Source organism: Serratia sp. D1N4 (assembly GCF_054552755.1).
Genome location: NZ_CM137274.1, coordinates 3,685,375 through 3,700,107, shown reverse-complemented (window position 1 = coordinate 3,700,107; position 14,733 = coordinate 3,685,375). Strand labels below are relative to the sequence as shown.

Below are 14,733 nucleotides of genomic sequence, written 5' to 3'. Positions count from 1 at the left end.
TAGGGTATTCACGACCTAATCTATATTTTTCGGGCATCAAAATATTACCCATGAAGAACGTTTTTTTACCTTGATAATACAGTTTGGCTTAAATTTGACTGCGGTCACACCGGAGATAAAACAGGCGGGATCCGGAAATAGAAAGGAGTAAAAGTGTTGTTTGGCAGAGTGTTACAGCGTTAGCCGTTGGAGGAAGGCGGTTATTTGCGGCTTGCTGGGTTCAACAACGCTTATGCTTATCTTGCCCATTCAATCGCAAAATACTGCCTCAATGCTTCCCGGCGTTCTTTTTCTGAATGCACGTGGCGATGTTTTCCGTTGATTTTGTGTTTACCTGCGCGCAGATTTGAACCCTGGATGCCGTGGAGAACAGGGACATGATGAGCGAAACGATGTTGTCAGTATTGAGCATTACCGGTGCGATTACGTTGGGTGCGATGAGCCCAGGGCAAAGTTTTATTCTGGTGGCGCGCACCGCCGTGGCCTCGTCGCGCCGTGATGGGATGGCAGTGGCTTTAGGCATGGGGATGGGGTGTTTTGTCTTCGCACTGATCGCCCTGCTGGGCTTGCAGTCGCTGCTGCTGGCACTGCCTTGGCTTTACACCACGCTGAAAATGCTGGGTGGCGCTTATCTGATCTATCTGGCGTTCAGGATGCTGCGCGGTGCCAGCCAGCCATTAACGGTAGAAGCGGCTGGCGGGCCGCAGTTGGGCTTTCGCCGGGCATTTACCACCGGGTTGCTGACTCAACTGGGCAACCCGAATACCGCCATCGTGTTCGGCAGCGTGTTTGCCGCGCTGCTCAGCCATAAAATTCCACCGGTGCTGTACATCGTGCTGCCGCTGATTGCCCTGGCGGTCGATCTGCTATGGTATGCCTTTGTGGCATTTGTGCTGTCATCGCCGCGCCCGCGCCGTATTTATCTGCGTTTCAAAGCCTGGTTCGATCGAATAGGCGGCAGCGTTCTGGCGTTGCTGGGCCTGAAATTGATGTTCAACAAATAGTTTATGCCTTACGCTTGCGCCGCCACCAATAGCGCAGCAGCAGGATGGCGGCGATCACCAGCGCACAGAACAGCAGGCTGTAGAGCTTTTTGTCGTAACCGCTGACGAAGCTGCCTATGGCCTGACCACCAAAATAGCCCAGCAGCACGAAGAGGGTAGCCCACAGGATCGCGCCGAGGATATTCAGCGGGACGAACAGTGAAGGTGGCAACTTGCTGGCCCCGATCAGCACCGGGCCGATAATGCGAAAGCCATACATAAAACGTACGCCGATCACGAACAGTATCGGGTGGCGGGCAATCAGCTGTTGCGCACGCTCAATACGTTGCTGTTGATTCTTCAGGCGTGAAATGACCCGGCCACCAAAGTAGCGCCCGGCAAAATAGAGCACCTGATCGCCCAGCGTGCCGCCGAGCGCCACCACCGCAATCACCAGCGGCAGCCGCAGAAATCCGTTATGTGCGGCAATACCACCCAGTAAAGTGATGGTTTCCCCTTCCAGCAGGCAGCCGATGAACAGCGCCCAGTAGCCATATTGCGTGATATAGTGGGCCAGCTCCGTCATTTTATTCCTTATTGATTGCCATCAGAGGCTGATATTAAGCGTTCGCTGTGGGCCTGGTTGGGTAATAGGGTATTAAATCTCTCGGCTCGATATTAATAAATAAATTTAAGAATAACATGGAATTATTATGCTCAAGGTCTGTATCTGGTTGATTTTATCTTTACTCTCAGGCAGTGGGCTGGTTATTTATGCCTTGCAGCAGCAATATGAAGAGCAATCAATTGATTTTCGTATTTTACATCGCGATCTCACGGTAAAGCTCTCTCAGCATGAAACGATTCTGTCATTACTGTCCGTGACCAGCGATCCTTCGGTGATCCAAGAAAAGTTTCCCCAGATCCTGGCCTGGAAACCGCTGCTGCCCACGGCTTCAAGCAATACTCTGTTGCCTGCCGGTAATGGCACTTATTGGCTCAATGCGCAGCATTTTGCGTTGCTGATCGATCTCAACGAGTTATTGGCGGAGCTGCCACAAAGCCACTATTTTCGACACGTTCGCCTAAGCTGGCAGAATGCGCCGCTGGTCGAATTAGGCGGCGCCTGGCAACCCGCTTATTGGCAGTGGGATAAACAGGTGGCCAGCGCTTTGCAGCCTTTCGAACTCTCCGCCAGCAGCGATCCTGACTGGGCGCGGTTACCTTGGCTACTGTTGCTGTTATCGTCACTCGGCTGGGCGGCGATCGTTTATTTTATCAGTCAGTATCGTGTGCAAAAACGCCAGCGCAATATTGCCGTTTTGCGTGAGCATTTCTCGGAACTGACCCGGCTTAATGCCATGGGGGAAATCACCACCGGCATTGTGCATGAGCTGAACCAACCCTTGACGGCGATTCTGAGCTATAACCAGGCCGCGCTACGCTTGCTGGATCAACAGCAGGCACATCAGGTACCGCCGCTGCTGGATGCGGCCGTGATACAAATAAAACGTATCAGTGCGTTGTTGATGCAGTTCCGGCAAAAACTGACTCATGATCAGATGGCTTTGCAAGCGGTCAATCTGGGTAAGATCTGGTTGCGTGTCACTATGTTGCTGGAAAACGAGATCCAAACCGGGAAGGTCAAAATTATCAATCGGATACCCGAAAATTTACCCAACCTGCAGGCTGAGCCGCTGTGGATTGAGCAAATCCTCCATAACATCCTCACGAATGCCATTCAGGCCCAGCAGCACCAAGCGGCGGGGTCTTCTTGGGTGGCGATCGGTGCAACAGCTTCAGAGCAAGGCATTACGCTGGTGATTACGGACGGCGGGCCTGGGCTTTCCGAGCAGGCGCTGCAACAGGTGTTTATGCCTTTTTACACCACGCGGCCAGAGGGTTTAGGATTGGGCATGGCGCTGGCCGAAACGTTAATTCAGCGCCTTCACGGCAGTATTAAAGCGGAGAATATTGCCGGGCAGGGTGCCTGTTTCACCCTGTGGTTCCCTTTTAACGCTCAGGAGGCGTGATGGAGCAGTTTATCTACCTGATTGATGACGATCAGGCCATCCGTTGTTCACTCAGTTCATTATTGGCCACCATGGGTTGGCGAACCCTTGCGTATGAAAGTGTGCTGGATTTTCAGCAACAGATGCAGGAGCCACAGGCCTTGTCGGGCTGTTTGCTGCTGGATATCCGCATGCCGGGTAAAAGTGGGCTGATGCTGCTGGAGGAATGGCAACGGCAGGGGCTGGATATCCCGGTGATCATTATGACCGGCCACGGCAATATTGAGCTGTGCCGTCGTGCTTTTAAAAATGGCGCTTTTGAGTTCCTGACCAAGCCTATTGATGCGGATTTACTGATCGAAACGGTGAGCGCAGCCTTGGAACATCAGCGCCTATTGCAAAGTCAACGCGCAGAAAATGCCGAATTAAAAGAAAAACTCAGCACGCTTTCTGCGCGTGAATATGAAATAACCCTGCTTATTATGGCGGGTAAATCCAGCAAAGAAATTGCCCATGATTTAGCCCTTTCACCGCGTACCGTAGAAGCACATCGTGCCAATCTGTTTGCCAAATTGGAAATTAACTCCTTGGTTAAATTGATTACTATTTATGGTGGGCTGCTGACTAAAAATACGGACTAGGTAAAAATACCTAGAAAGTTAGGTAATCGACCGAATTGTTTCCTCGCTCCAGGCTGGCTATTTTAACCGAATCGATTGCGATGGTGTTAAATAAGCCAGACTGTGCTGTTTAATATCATCATTGATTTTCTTTAAAGCGAGAAACGTATGAATATTAAACCTCTTGTACTGGCTATTTCTTTAGCGGCTGTTTCCGGCCAGGCTTTTGCTGATGATGCTTTGCAAGGTTATTATGGCTCACTGAAGTTACTGCATGTTGAGCAATCGGCAAAAAATATGGATACCAGCAGCCGTCCGGGCGTTGGGAGTTTTGTCAGCGGTAATGAAAGAGAGAGTTTCTTTAATGGTGCCGTTGCCGCAGGCTATCAGTTTGGTAATGGCTGGCGTACCGAAGGTGAATACGTTTTCAAGAAAAAGAGCGAATACACCAGCGGTTCTACCACTTTTGCCAGCAGCTTTAATCATCATAAAGTGGATGTACAACGTTTGATGCTCAACGCTTATCGTGACTATGCGCTGGGTTATGACTTCTCTATTTATGGCACCCTTGGCTTGGGTATCGCTAAAGTTGAATCTGATGGCTGGCAGGGCAATACCTCTCGTCAATATGGTTCCAATACCCAAACCAACCTGGCTTACTCTCTTGGCGCAGGGATCAGCTATGCGCCTATTGAACGCCTGAACTTCGATCTGGGCTACCGTTACGTCGATATGGGCAACGTTGAAAGTGGTTACAATAACTTCAACAACGTTAGAGGGTTAAAAGACGAGCAAATGAAAGCCCGTCTGGTTTCCAGCGAAGTGGTGCTGGGCGCTCGTTATCTGTTCTAATCTCTGCTGAGCTTTATTTATTACCGCTGTGTCTGTTATTACCTCGTGTCTATAATAATTTCCCGCTTACCAACTTGGCTAAGCGGGAAATTATCTCTTCCTTATCGATACCCTGTGTTTTTCTAACCGTGATTTATATCGGCCGCAATTTGTGCCACCAAAGCGTGCCGTTTCAGCAGGTTTTCTGCCATCGCGGCCTGTACCTGTTGAACAATCGCAGCAGGAGCCAATTCGGGGGTGCCGCCTTTAAACGGCGGGGCTGGGGCATATTCCAGCCCGAGCTGGATCGCCTGGGCGGTGTCTGCGCCGCGTAGCTCGGCAATCAGCGCTAAGGCAAAATCGATACCGGCAGTGACACCGCCACCGGTGATGATATGTCCGTCACGCACCACACGCTCATTGCTGGGGATGGCACCGAACAGTGCCAGGCTTTCACGCATCGACCAATGGCTGGTAGCGCGCTTGCCATTGAGCAACCCTGCGGCGGCCAGGATCAGCGAACCGGTGCAAACCGAGGTGAGATAATGCGTTCCGGCCGCCAGACGGCGAATCTGCGCCATATAGCGCTTATCCTGCATGGCTTGAGTGCAGCCTCCACCACCGGGAACGCACAATACATCGCAGCGCTCAATCTGTTCGAGTGGTTGCAGTGCAGAAAAATGCAAACCATCGGCGCTCACCGTCTCTCCACCCAATGAAGCCACTATCACTTCAGTATCCGGCAAGCGGGACAAAAACTGGTATGGACCGGCGAAGTCCAACAGAGTGACGCCCTGATAGATTGGAAAAACAATCACTAACGCTTCTGCCATAATAGTCACCTCGGTTTTTTTGTTTGAGTGATAATAGCTGCCATGCCCCATCGGTGTAACGCAGTGGAGGAGTAGCAAATGTATCAGGATTTTGACAGTGAGTTGAGTTGGGCGATGCGCCATATGCCACGCACCCGTGCGGCGGTTGCGGCATTGCCGGATCTGCACGGTGTGCGTCTGGCTTGCAATATGCACCTGGATTTGAAAATGGCGCCGCTGGTGGCGGGGTTATTGGGTAAAGGAGCGGCAATTTATCTCACCACCTGCAACCCAACAACGGTTCAGGACGATGTGGTGGCGTGGCTGGAGCGCCACGGTGCCGAAGCCTATGCCTGGCGTGATATGAGCGATGCCGACTGGTCGGCGTCTTTTGATCGCGCACTGGCCTGGAATCCGACTCATCTGTGTGAAATGGGGGCCGATCTGACCACGCGTTTGCACCAGTCGGAAAGTGGCCCGCAGATCAAGGCCGGGCTGGAAGCCACCGGTTCAGGCATCAACCGTTTGGGTGGCATTGCGCCGCGCTACCCAATTTTCAACTGGGACGATCTGCCGGTAAAAGAGGGGCTGCATAACCGCCATATGGTTGGCCTTACCGCTTGGCACACCTTTTTCCAGACTACCCATTTAACACTGCACGAAAAATGCGTGCTGGTGATTGGCTACGGCCTGGTGGGCCAGGGCGTGGCTGCCGCCGCGAAGGCCTATGGTGGGCAGGTGATAGTGGCAGAAATCGATCCGGCGCGGGCTTTGCAGGCGCGTTACGATGGCTGGGCGGTGGTCGATCTGGCTGCTGCCATGGCACAAGCTGACGTGATTGCCACGGCAACCGGGGCGAAGAATGTGCTGTCTGCCAAACATCTTGAGCAGGCGAAAGATGGGGTATTTATCCTCAACGTGGGCCACGTGGCGGAAGAGATTGATGTCGGTTTCCTCCAAGCCTTGCCGTGCAGCGAACCGCTGCCGTTTGTTAACGCCTACCAACTGGCAGAGAAAACGCTGTATCTGTTGGCGAATGGCTCAATGTTCAACCTGACAGCCGGTTATGGCGATAGCCTGAATGCCTTTGATGTCACCCTGGCAGTGATGGCGGCGGGGATTGGCCATATTGTGGGAACGGGTGCGCAACAGCCCGCTGGGGTGTATCTGTTGCCGCAAGCAGCTTGGCAACCCGCACTGTAACTTTTGCTCTGCGGGCGTACAGGCTAGTGCGCTCGCAGTTTGCACAATTTTCCCTTCGACAGAATTTGTCACAAATAGCCACTAACAATCGCAGTGCTAATTCCATATCCCTCACTTATAATTCAACGCATTATACTCGTCATACTTCAAGTCGCATGTGCGTTAGCTGCGTTCGCTCACCCCAGTTACATAGTTATCTATGCTCCTGGGGCCTCGCGAACTTGCTGCCTTCCTGCAACTTGAATTATTTAGAGTATGGGCTTCCCTGTTTTTCCGTTAAGAGACATGCATGTGAAAATCCGAGTTTTGGTTCTAACTTTACTCGCTTTGCAAGTGGGTACCGGCCTGGTGCCGCGCGCGCTGGCCAGTGAAAAAACTGCTGCATTGCATGCCACCCAGCCTGAGTTGGCTTCAGGCAGTGCGATGGTGCTGGATATGCAAACTCATAAGGTGATTTATGCACGCAACCCGGATGAAGTGGTGCCGATTGCGTCGATCACCAAGCTGATGACGGCCATGGTGATGCTGGATGCCCATTTGCCGCTGGATGAAGTGTTGGCGGTGGATATCAGCCAGACGCCGGAAATGAAAGGGGTGTATTCACGTGTGCGTCTGAACAGTGAGATCAGCCGCAAGGACATGCTGCTGTTGGCGCTGATGTCATCGGAAAACCGCGCTGCCGCCAGCCTGGCGCACCATTATCCTGGTGGTTATAACGCTTTTATCAAGGCGATGAATGCCAAGGCCAAATCGTTGGGCATGACGAAGACCCATTACGTAGAACCGACCGGACTATCGATTCACAACGTGTCTACCGCACGCGATCTCACCAAGCTGCTGCTGGCGACCAAGCAGTATCCGCTGATCGGCCAGTTGAGCACCACCACCGAACGCATGGCGACGTTCAAAGATCCTAACTACACCTTGCCGTTCCGCAATACCAACCACTTGGTCTATAACCAGAAGTGGAATATTCAACTGACCAAAACCGGCTTTACCAATCAGGCCGGGCATTGCCTGGCGATGCGCACGATGATTGGCAACCGTTCGGTGTCGCTGGTGGTGTTGGATGCTTTTGGTAAATATACCCACTTTGCGGATGCCAACCGTCTGCGTACCTGGATTGAAACCGGCAAGGTAACGCCAATCCCGGCGGCGGCGCGTGACTATCGCCGCCAGAAAGACGGGCGTTTGGCAAAAAACGAGACGGAATAACCTAAATGACTACACCTAATAGTGCCACAGGTGGGAGCGATGCAGGTTAGCCGACCGTTGAGCGCATAGATACGCGATACGAGCCCCCAGGGATGGGTCCACGGCGTGTCGGCGTTCCGCATCACTCCCATCTGTCTATAGGTAAGTGGGGCGGTATTAAGCTATTACCTGCCGGGCTGCGGCAGGTGATTTTCCATTAAGGCCGATCGTCACTGGCCGGAAGCGTGTGAGTCCCTTCTCCCAGCGTGCGTTGCATGATGTGGGTATCCAGCCAGCCGCCGAATTTAAAGCCTACGCCACTCAGGGTGCCGACGCTGGTGAACCCCAATTTGCTATGCAGCGCCAGCGAACCGGGATTGCCCTTGGCATTACCCACGACTGCCAGCATCTGCCGCCACGGGCCCCGCTCACAGCGGGCAATCAGCGCGCTGAGCAGCGCCTTGCCAATGCCGTGCCCTTGCATGCCTTCGGCGATATAGACCGAATCTTCAACCGTATAGCGGTAAGCAGGGCGTGGCCGGTAGGGTGTAGCATAGCAATAGCCCACCACCTGGCCATCCAGTTTTGCTACCAGCCATGGCAACCCAGCCGCCAACACTTTGCCGCGTCGCTCCAGCATTTCATCTGGCGAAGGTGGGGTTTCTTCGAACGAGGCTGGTCCATACAGCACGTGATAGGCGTAAATCTGTTGAATGGCGGCCATATCCTCAGTGCTGGCATCATCGATAACCAGTACAGCCTGCGGGGTTGCAAGTGACATAGTGATCCTTGTTTAAGGGGGAGTTTGAACATTATGCGCTGTGCCCGGCAACCAGGTAAATTGGCTTTTACTCACTATTTCCTTGCGATAATTATTCACCATAAGCGGCTGTAACGAGCGAATACCTAATTTGATCAGGGCTGAACGCTTATAATGGCTGACGGTCTTATTGCTGAGCAGGAGATCATTGGCAATATCTACCCCTTTTTGCCCTTCTAACAAACGTCGCAGTACGGTCATTTCGCGTAAAGAAAGTGAGGGGGCCGCTATCTGACCTAATCGGTAGAGTTCAGTCAATGGGTGAAATGCACTCAATAACTGATCTTCAAAAATTTCTAGCGATTTTGATTTATCCAACACAACCAAAACGTTATTGATTCCACAAAGATAGCGAGCCATTACTTCAACAGTTAGCATATCGGCAATAAGCACTATTCTGGTATTGGGCTTCACCAAGGGTAAACTCTCACCGAGCAGGTGCAGAGCCGTGGCCGGATCCTCAACCATGCTACTCAGCGTGAGTAGCATGATATCGACAACAGGAAATTCCCTTAAATATTTTTCACATTGCTTAAGTTCACTGACGCTGTCTATAACATCGCACTTCTCTGATAATTGCGTATTACGCAGCATGCCCTCAATACCTAAGCGAGTATAATGGCATGGGCATTGAATGATTATTTTTTTCTTGATCATATCTATCTCTTAAAAAGATATCCCTTTATTGCTTCAAGCCACATTCATTGTTGTTTGCGGTTTTTAACCCCCAGTGACAGCGTGCGCTGTCACTGGGGGTATGTGCGTTATGCCTTGGGTGTAATAACAAAGGCCACATTATCAGAGTGCAGACCTGCGGTGGTTGAGGCATTCTTGAACAGGTTTACCTGCGGCGTCCAACACATCTCGCTGCGATTAGCCGTGCTGCTGGCCGTTTGTGACAGGTTGATATATTTAGCCGTTGCTGTCGGGAAATTAAAGTTATTACCTGTCACGCCATCGTTGCTTGTTAGCTGTAGATTATAAAATAGCTGGCTGCCAGGGCCTTGCAGGGTAAATAGGCTACGCCCATTTTGCGTGCTGGCACTGTTGCTTACGCTTAACGCATAAGTTTTATTCTTTATCCCGGCGGTGACATAATTCACACATAACTGGTTACTGGCGGCATTTTTAATTGAGGCTGGATAACCGGTGCCTGCGGCAGAAACATCAGGTAAATCCCCGACGTCCAGCGTATTGAGCTCCCACACGGCGGAGGTCATTTTAAAATCGGGATCAACCGGCATAAGCTCTTCAACGGGAGGAACTACGCTAGGAGGTTTTTCTCCTCCACCATAGGTACCACAGGTACCGTTAGTGACGGTCGGTATAAACCAGTACCATCCATTACCTGCGCTAGCATCAGTTGTTGAGAAATTAGGAAAAACACGTGCGGCTGGATAAGCGCCGTTGCCATTTGTGGAGAAAGTAAATGAAACATTGCCATTGGTAGTAATCAGAAGAGTACCGTTTGGATTACCAACGACAACCTGGTCCCCAGAAGGGGGGCGTGCATAAAAACCTCCGGGCTGTGAAAAAGTGAAATCCAGAGCAGGAATAGGGTTCATAAATCCAGTGGCAGTGCGGTCAACGGTAGTTCCATCGGCACTGATTTTCGGGATTTTTACGATGAAATAATTAGTCACCCCATTTGGATTATTTGGGCTCGAGAGCGACTTTGATTCCCAATTAAAACTGACTTTCCATTGGTTGTTACCGAGACCGGTCATGTAGCAGTTAGTCATTTGAAAAACATAATAAGTCCCAGCCATGGCCGACTGTATGCTACCGCACAACAACGTTGCGCCTAATAGGGCCGACCATAAAAAACGTATTTTCATCATGATTCCTTGATGTCTTAAATTCCCGCAAAAGCAGTAATCACAACACATTAGCCACAGGTGGCCTTACACCTTCACTTCAAACATCAGCACCAGTTGGCCGGTATAACTCCCGGCGATCGTACCGAGTACCCCCACCGGTTGACGGGCCAGCACCGACAGCAGATAACTGCCCGTTGAGGTGTCCCCCACCAGTGCCGGGTTACTGAAATTCACCGGTGTGGCACTCAGTGCCTGTAGCGTGGTGGCGCTGCTGCCAAACCCGATCTGCTCGGTGGTGAAGGTCAGCGACGCATCGGTTTCATGGGTCAACACCAGCGGGTTAACCAGCGAGACCATAAAGTTGCGCTCATTACGAATGCTCACCTGTACCGGCACCTGCGCCTGGTAGCGGGTGATATCGCTGCCTGCGCTGTTGCTCAGCGTCAATGTGTCGTACCAGCCGCCACCCGGTTTCTCGATCGTGATTTTCGGCAGGTTGGTCAGGGTAATGCTGAGCGGTACGCTGCTGAGCGATATGTTGGCGGCATTCACGCTGCTGCCCGACAGCAGCAGGGCCGCTGCGATTAGCTGTTGCCATAACTTCATGGTGTTGATCCTTTTTTATCTGTCACATTGCAGGGTGAACGAGGTGTCCTGTGCCTTGCCGCGCAAGTTCTTGCCTGCCAGTAGGCGTGGCGTTCCCGGGTAGACATTAAAATCATCCACGACTTTGCCATCCTGCATCAGTTCACGAAACTCCACCCGCACCGTACCAGTAGCCTCCAGGTGCAGGCCGTCGGCCTGGCAATCATGGCGCCAGGTCGCGGTCTGGGTTAACGGCAACTGGCGCACCAGCCCCATATATCCCAGGCCCACCAGCATCACGTTGTTGTGGGTTCCGCTGATGGTGGCCTGCTGTTGCGGCATGACCGCCAGCCGGTACACTTTCTCTTTATCTGGACGAGTCAGCGCTTTTAACTGCACCTGTTTCTCCTGCCGTGGCCCCAGCGTCAGTTTGAACGGTGCGGCATACAGAGACGGTGCTTTGACCAGGCCCAGCGGTATCCGCTGCTCCTCTTCCGGCGGAGCACCGGGGTTGGTCACCTCGAACAGGGTGATGTTGACGAACTCCGGTTTGTCCCCGGTATTTGTCACCCACACCGTCGTCTGATCGTCCTTCATTTCTACAATCTTCGGGTTGATATTAATCAGCGCCTGCGCCGCGCCCCAAGGCAGGGCGCACAGCAGTATCCCGAGAGGTGCCTTACGGGCAGCGCACATCAAAAGGCTGACCATCGGCATTTCCTTGCAAACGGGTTACCTGGAACACGCGTGGCGTACCGGGGAATATTTTCTGCTCTGCTGGCAGGCTACCTGCCGGAGTGGCCTGCAACTGGTTGAACAGCGTGTGTACATTACCGGTGGCGGTCAGTTGCAGTCCGCCAGTGGTACATTGGTGGTTCCAGCCATGATTCTGAGCCTGGGCTGGTGGCAGATGGTGAACCACCACTCCGTAGGCCACCCCGAAGGTCAGGGGTGCAGTGATTTTGTCCTTGATCTCACTCCCAACCACTTTGATGCTGGAGACTGGCACGATATACAGCCGGTACAATGTTTCTTTGGCCGGTGATTTCAGCGCCACCAGGTTGATATCCCGTTTCTGGCCGGGGCCCAGCGTCAGTTTGGCCGGGTTGGCCATCATCTCCGGTACGGTGATATCGCCGATCGCCGTTTTGCGTTCTGGAGTTTCCCCTGGATTCTCGATTCGCATCAGGTCAACCTTCAGGTACAGCGGCTTGTCGCCCAGGTTGCTGACCTGCACGGTACGAGTCTGTTGCCCTTCCACGGTGCTGCGTGCTGGCATCACCATTAATTGCCCATCGGCCTGCGCTAATCCGCCCAGGGCCAGCAGGCTGGTCGCCAGCAGGGCACGGCATGTTTTGATCATCGGTTTCATAGGTTACTCACATCAATTCAGTGGGTTCACTTAACCCGCCACGCAGAGGTAGCGGTTGTCGCGCGGTTGGGTCAGGTCACAGCGGTAACGCCCTTGCTTACCGGTCACGGTGATTTCTTTAATCAACGTTGTGGAGGCCATTGAGAACAGACCGTTCGGATAGACCGCATCCCCCGTCTCGCTCACCGTGCCGCTCACCGGCACTCCGCGGCTGTCCACCAGGAAGCCGTTATACAGCAGGTTCATCGCCACCTCGGCTTTCACCGGGTACACCTGCCCCGGGTGGGCGCGCACTACGTTGGCTGGCAGGCGGATATTCATATCCATGTTGGCATCCACCGCCTGTGCGCGGGCAAAGGTCACGTCTTGGTAGCTGGCCAGCGGCACCGCGTAGGTGCTGCCCCCGCCAACCGGGTTGCCTTCCACCTTGAAGCCGTATTGGGTGTCGCCCAGTTTAGGGGTAGTCACCAACATCGCCGCACCGCTCGGGCTGGTACGCCCCAGCGCAATGCCGTCTTTGCTTGCCGCCAGCATGCCGTTGTAGTTGAAACTGCCGCTGGTGATATGGTCATCCACCCCGAGCCGTAGCGATGCATCGCCGCGGGTGCCGCTGCGGCGGGCGTTCAGACCGACCGCATTGGTGCGGCCGACTTCGCTGAAGTCCACGCCTGCATAGGTGGTGCCGGTGCTGTCTTCAAACTCACGGGTATAACTGCCGCCGGTGTGCAGCTTGCCGTTGTTGTAAGCGGCGTTCAGCGTGCCGGTATTGCGGTCCAGCATGATGGTGGTGTTCAGATACAGCCCGTAGTTGTTGCTGCTGTTGTTATAGCCACCTTTTTGCACCCCGGTGGAAATCACCGCCCAGACCCCGTTGCCACGCCAGTTCCAACTGCTTTGCAACTGATGGCGCTCGCTGTTGGCATAGCGGCTGTAGTTGTAGCCCAAGCGAGTCGGGCCAAACTGCCGGCTGTAGCCCAGCGAGGTGCTGTTGCTGCCCAGGTAGAACTCGGACACCGAGGTATTCTGGTACTGTGAAACCGTCAGGTTACCCAGTTGCTGATTGCCCGCGCTCAGGCTGGCGTAGCCACCCACGCGTTTTTCCCCGGCCATTACGCCCACGGTTGGTGTCACTTCCACGTCCGCGATCTGCATTGGCCGGGTGAGGTTGTGCTCCATCGCCCAGGTATTGCCGGTGCCCTTGAGCAGGGTACTGCTGGCGGCAAACCAGTTGGTCTGGAAGCTGACGCCCGCGTTAACGATGCTCTTCTGAGTGTTCAGTTCCTTGCCCAGCGTCAGATACCAGCCAGAGCCGCCACCATAGTTGATGTTGGCAATCTGCTGGTTCTCGGTACTGACCACCTGGCCGCTGCGGTTAACCAGCCGAACTTCGACGCTGTAGAAGCCGCCGGGCAACTGGTTGTAATCAATCTCATTGCGGCCCACTACGGCCGGCAAGCGGCGGATAAGGCGCCCGTCGCGGTAGAACTCGTAGTCGCCATCGGTGGTGGCGAACAACACCATTTTGCCTGCGGACTGGTTGTCGCGCTTCAGGTTGTCCTGGCTGCCCAAGGTGACGAACTGGTCAAAGCTCGGGTTGAGTGAGGTGCTGACGCTGCCTGAGGCACTGTCGCGGCTGTCCTGCCGCCCGCTACGCAAGTAGGTGGAGGCAAAGTTTTTCTGCAGATACCAGGTACTGATACCTTGATCTGTGGTCTGGGTATCGAAATTCTTGCTGTCGTTGTAGTACCAGTTCAGATACGCGTAGCTCTGTGCCGGCAGGCCGAGGTAGCCCTGGCCGTAGGCTGAAACCGCGCGGTATTCATTGGAGGCGGTACGCACGTCGAGTGACTGGTTGTGAATGAAGCCCATCATGGTCTGGGGCTGCACATAACGCTGGTTGCCGTCGGTGATGGTCAGCGACTGCTTGACCTTATCCAGCGATACCGTCTGGCCGCTGACGGTATAGTCGCAACCGTTCGGGCAGACCGCGTAGGGTATCTGGGTGAGAACCTTGTTAAGTAATACTATCTGTTCGGCTGACACTCCATTTTGGCGATACAGCGCTTCATCAAAGGTGAGGCGATTTTTTTGTGCAGACCAGTTGATGGGCCCTGGCAACGGTTTGCCGTCCAGAGTGGCCAGAAACTGCATGGATTTATCCTGCTCGGCCTCGGAAAAGCCCGCAGGCACCTGATATTCAATCTGGGCACTGTCTGCATAGGTTACGGCTGAAGGTGCCAGCAGCAATAAACCGGTTGCCCATCCTGGGATAACGTTGGCCATGGAGAGTCCGTTCAATAAGTAGAGTAAACAACGCTGTTATTTATTAACGTATTAATAATCAAGCAGCATGACGCACTTAATGACTAGTGATTAATCATTAACCCGCTTTGAATAAAATATTTATATTTTTACAGCGTGGTAGCTAACAAGAAACTTTGATTGCTGCCCTAAAAAATTTTTACGTCAATAATTTTTGAG

General features: G+C 53.2%; 15 protein-coding genes. 6 read left to right on the top strand and 9 right to left on the bottom strand.

Annotation, left to right across the window (positions count from 1 at the left end; translation table 11 throughout):
* Window positions 1–380: 380 nt before the first annotated feature.
* Entirely contained in the window at window positions 381–1,004 is a 624-nt protein-coding gene (locus ACX1CU_RS16505) for a LysE family translocator (protein ID WP_459402840.1), read from the top strand.
* Between the two features lies 1 nt (window position 1,005).
* Here ACX1CU_RS16505 and ACX1CU_RS16500 read toward each other — a convergent pair whose 3' ends face one another.
* Window positions 1,006–1,569 carry a DedA family protein gene (locus ACX1CU_RS16500; protein ID WP_459399354.1) on the bottom strand — a complete coding sequence of 188 codons (564 nt, stop codon included), beginning with the start codon at window positions 1,567–1,569 and terminating at the stop codon, window positions 1,006–1,008.
* Between the two features lie 127 nt (window positions 1,570–1,696).
* Here ACX1CU_RS16500 and ACX1CU_RS16495 point away from each other — a divergent pair, with 127 nt between their 5' ends.
* The 3 genes from ACX1CU_RS16495 (at window position 1,697) to ACX1CU_RS16485 (ending at window position 4,467) form a co-directional block, all read left to right on the top strand.
* Entirely contained in the window at window positions 1,697–3,016 is a 1,320-nt protein-coding gene (locus ACX1CU_RS16495; protein ID WP_459399353.1) for a sensor histidine kinase, read from the top strand.
* Entirely contained in the window at window positions 3,016–3,636 is a 621-nt protein-coding gene (locus tag ACX1CU_RS16490; RefSeq protein ID WP_459399352.1) for a response regulator transcription factor, read from the top strand. The genes ACX1CU_RS16495 and ACX1CU_RS16490 overlap by 1 nt, the downstream gene beginning before the upstream one ends.
* Before the next feature lie 147 nt (window positions 3,637–3,783).
* A complete protein-coding gene (locus tag ACX1CU_RS16485) occupies window positions 3,784–4,467 on the top strand; it encodes an outer membrane protein (protein ID WP_459399351.1) in 684 nt (227 codons plus the stop codon).
* A 122-nt stretch (window positions 4,468–4,589) separates the two neighbouring features.
* On the opposite strand, the gene ACX1CU_RS16480 is transcribed toward ACX1CU_RS16485, so the two are convergent.
* Window positions 4,590–5,279, bottom strand: coding sequence for a DJ-1/PfpI family protein (locus tag ACX1CU_RS16480; protein WP_459399350.1), 690 nt, complete (start codon window positions 5,277–5,279; stop codon window positions 4,590–4,592).
* A gap of 78 nt (window positions 5,280–5,357) precedes the next feature.
* Between ACX1CU_RS16480 and ACX1CU_RS16475 the strand changes: the two genes are divergently transcribed.
* Together ACX1CU_RS16475 and pbpG are read left to right on the top strand one after the other, a co-directional pair.
* Window positions 5,358–6,461, top strand: coding sequence for an adenosylhomocysteinase (locus ACX1CU_RS16475; RefSeq protein ID WP_459399349.1), 1,104 nt, complete (start codon window positions 5,358–5,360; stop codon window positions 6,459–6,461).
* Between the two features lie 285 nt (window positions 6,462–6,746).
* A complete protein-coding gene (gene pbpG / locus ACX1CU_RS16470; RefSeq protein ID WP_459399348.1) occupies window positions 6,747–7,676 on the top strand; it encodes a D-alanyl-D-alanine endopeptidase in 930 nt (309 codons plus the stop codon).
* A 196-nt stretch (window positions 7,677–7,872) separates the two neighbouring features.
* Here the strand turns inward: pbpG and ACX1CU_RS16465 are convergent, their stop codons facing one another.
* From ACX1CU_RS16465 to ACX1CU_RS16435, 7 genes are all read right to left on the bottom strand, one after another.
* Entirely contained in the window at window positions 7,873–8,436 is a 564-nt protein-coding gene (locus tag ACX1CU_RS16465) for a GNAT family N-acetyltransferase (RefSeq protein WP_459399347.1), read from the bottom strand.
* A gap of 12 nt (window positions 8,437–8,448) precedes the next feature.
* Window positions 8,449–9,132 (bottom strand): LuxR C-terminal-related transcriptional regulator, encoded by a 684-nt coding sequence (locus tag ACX1CU_RS16460; protein ID WP_459399346.1) that lies wholly within the window; start codon window positions 9,130–9,132, stop codon window positions 8,449–8,451.
* A gap of 107 nt (window positions 9,133–9,239) precedes the next feature.
* On the bottom strand, window positions 9,240–10,316 hold the full coding sequence (locus ACX1CU_RS16455; RefSeq protein WP_459399345.1) for a hypothetical protein: 1,077 nt from the start codon (window positions 10,314–10,316) through the stop codon (window positions 9,240–9,242).
* 63 nt (window positions 10,317–10,379) lie between these two features.
* Window positions 10,380–10,901 carry a fimbrial protein gene (locus ACX1CU_RS16450; RefSeq protein ID WP_459399344.1) on the bottom strand — a complete coding sequence of 174 codons (522 nt, stop codon included), beginning with the start codon at window positions 10,899–10,901 and terminating at the stop codon, window positions 10,380–10,382.
* A 15-nt stretch (window positions 10,902–10,916) separates the two neighbouring features.
* Window positions 10,917–11,591, bottom strand: coding sequence for a fimbrial biogenesis chaperone (locus ACX1CU_RS16445; protein ID WP_459399343.1), 675 nt, complete (start codon window positions 11,589–11,591; stop codon window positions 10,917–10,919).
* Window positions 11,560–12,240, bottom strand: a complete 681-nt coding sequence (locus tag ACX1CU_RS16440) for a pilus assembly protein (protein ID WP_459402839.1) — start codon at window positions 12,238–12,240, stop codon at window positions 11,560–11,562. Before ACX1CU_RS16440 ends, ACX1CU_RS16445 begins: the two co-directional genes overlap by 32 nt.
* Before the next feature lie 42 nt (window positions 12,241–12,282).
* Window positions 12,283–14,535 carry a TcfC E-set like domain-containing protein gene (locus ACX1CU_RS16435; RefSeq protein ID WP_459399342.1) on the bottom strand — a complete coding sequence of 751 codons (2,253 nt, stop codon included), beginning with the start codon at window positions 14,533–14,535 and terminating at the stop codon, window positions 12,283–12,285.
* Window positions 14,536–14,733: the final 198 nt, after the last annotated feature.

What these genes read in the sequence shown, in the direction of transcription:
- ACX1CU_RS16505 (WP_459402840.1), top strand. Translation starts at nt 381, where the DNA reads ATGAGCGAAACGATGTTGTCAGTATTGAGCATTACCGGTGCGATTACG.
- ACX1CU_RS16500 (WP_459399354.1), bottom strand. Translation starts at nt 1,569, where the DNA reads ATGACGGAGCTGGCCCACTATATCACGCAATATGGCTACTGGGCGCTG.
- ACX1CU_RS16495 (WP_459399353.1), top strand. Translation starts at nt 1,697, where the DNA reads ATGCTCAAGGTCTGTATCTGGTTGATTTTATCTTTACTCTCAGGCAGT.
- ACX1CU_RS16490 (WP_459399352.1), top strand. Translation starts at nt 3,016, where the DNA reads ATGGAGCAGTTTATCTACCTGATTGATGACGATCAGGCCATCCGTTGT.
- ACX1CU_RS16485 (WP_459399351.1), top strand. Translation starts at nt 3,784, where the DNA reads ATGAATATTAAACCTCTTGTACTGGCTATTTCTTTAGCGGCTGTTTCC.
- ACX1CU_RS16480 (WP_459399350.1), bottom strand. Translation starts at nt 5,279, where the DNA reads ATGGCAGAAGCGTTAGTGATTGTTTTTCCAATCTATCAGGGCGTCACT.
- ACX1CU_RS16475 (WP_459399349.1), top strand. Translation starts at nt 5,358, where the DNA reads ATGTATCAGGATTTTGACAGTGAGTTGAGTTGGGCGATGCGCCATATG.
- pbpG (WP_459399348.1), top strand. Translation starts at nt 6,747, where the DNA reads ATGCATGTGAAAATCCGAGTTTTGGTTCTAACTTTACTCGCTTTGCAA.
- ACX1CU_RS16465 (WP_459399347.1), bottom strand. Translation starts at nt 8,436, where the DNA reads ATGTCACTTGCAACCCCGCAGGCTGTACTGGTTATCGATGATGCCAGC.
- ACX1CU_RS16460 (WP_459399346.1), bottom strand. Translation starts at nt 9,132, where the DNA reads ATGATCAAGAAAAAAATAATCATTCAATGCCCATGCCATTATACTCGC.
- ACX1CU_RS16455 (WP_459399345.1), bottom strand. Translation starts at nt 10,316, where the DNA reads ATGATGAAAATACGTTTTTTATGGTCGGCCCTATTAGGCGCAACGTTG.
- ACX1CU_RS16450 (WP_459399344.1), bottom strand. Translation starts at nt 10,901, where the DNA reads ATGAAGTTATGGCAACAGCTAATCGCAGCGGCCCTGCTGCTGTCGGGC.
- ACX1CU_RS16445 (WP_459399343.1), bottom strand. Translation starts at nt 11,591, where the DNA reads ATGGTCAGCCTTTTGATGTGCGCTGCCCGTAAGGCACCTCTCGGGATA.
- ACX1CU_RS16435 (WP_459399342.1), bottom strand. Translation starts at nt 14,535, where the DNA reads ATGGCCAACGTTATCCCAGGATGGGCAACCGGTTTATTGCTGCTGGCA.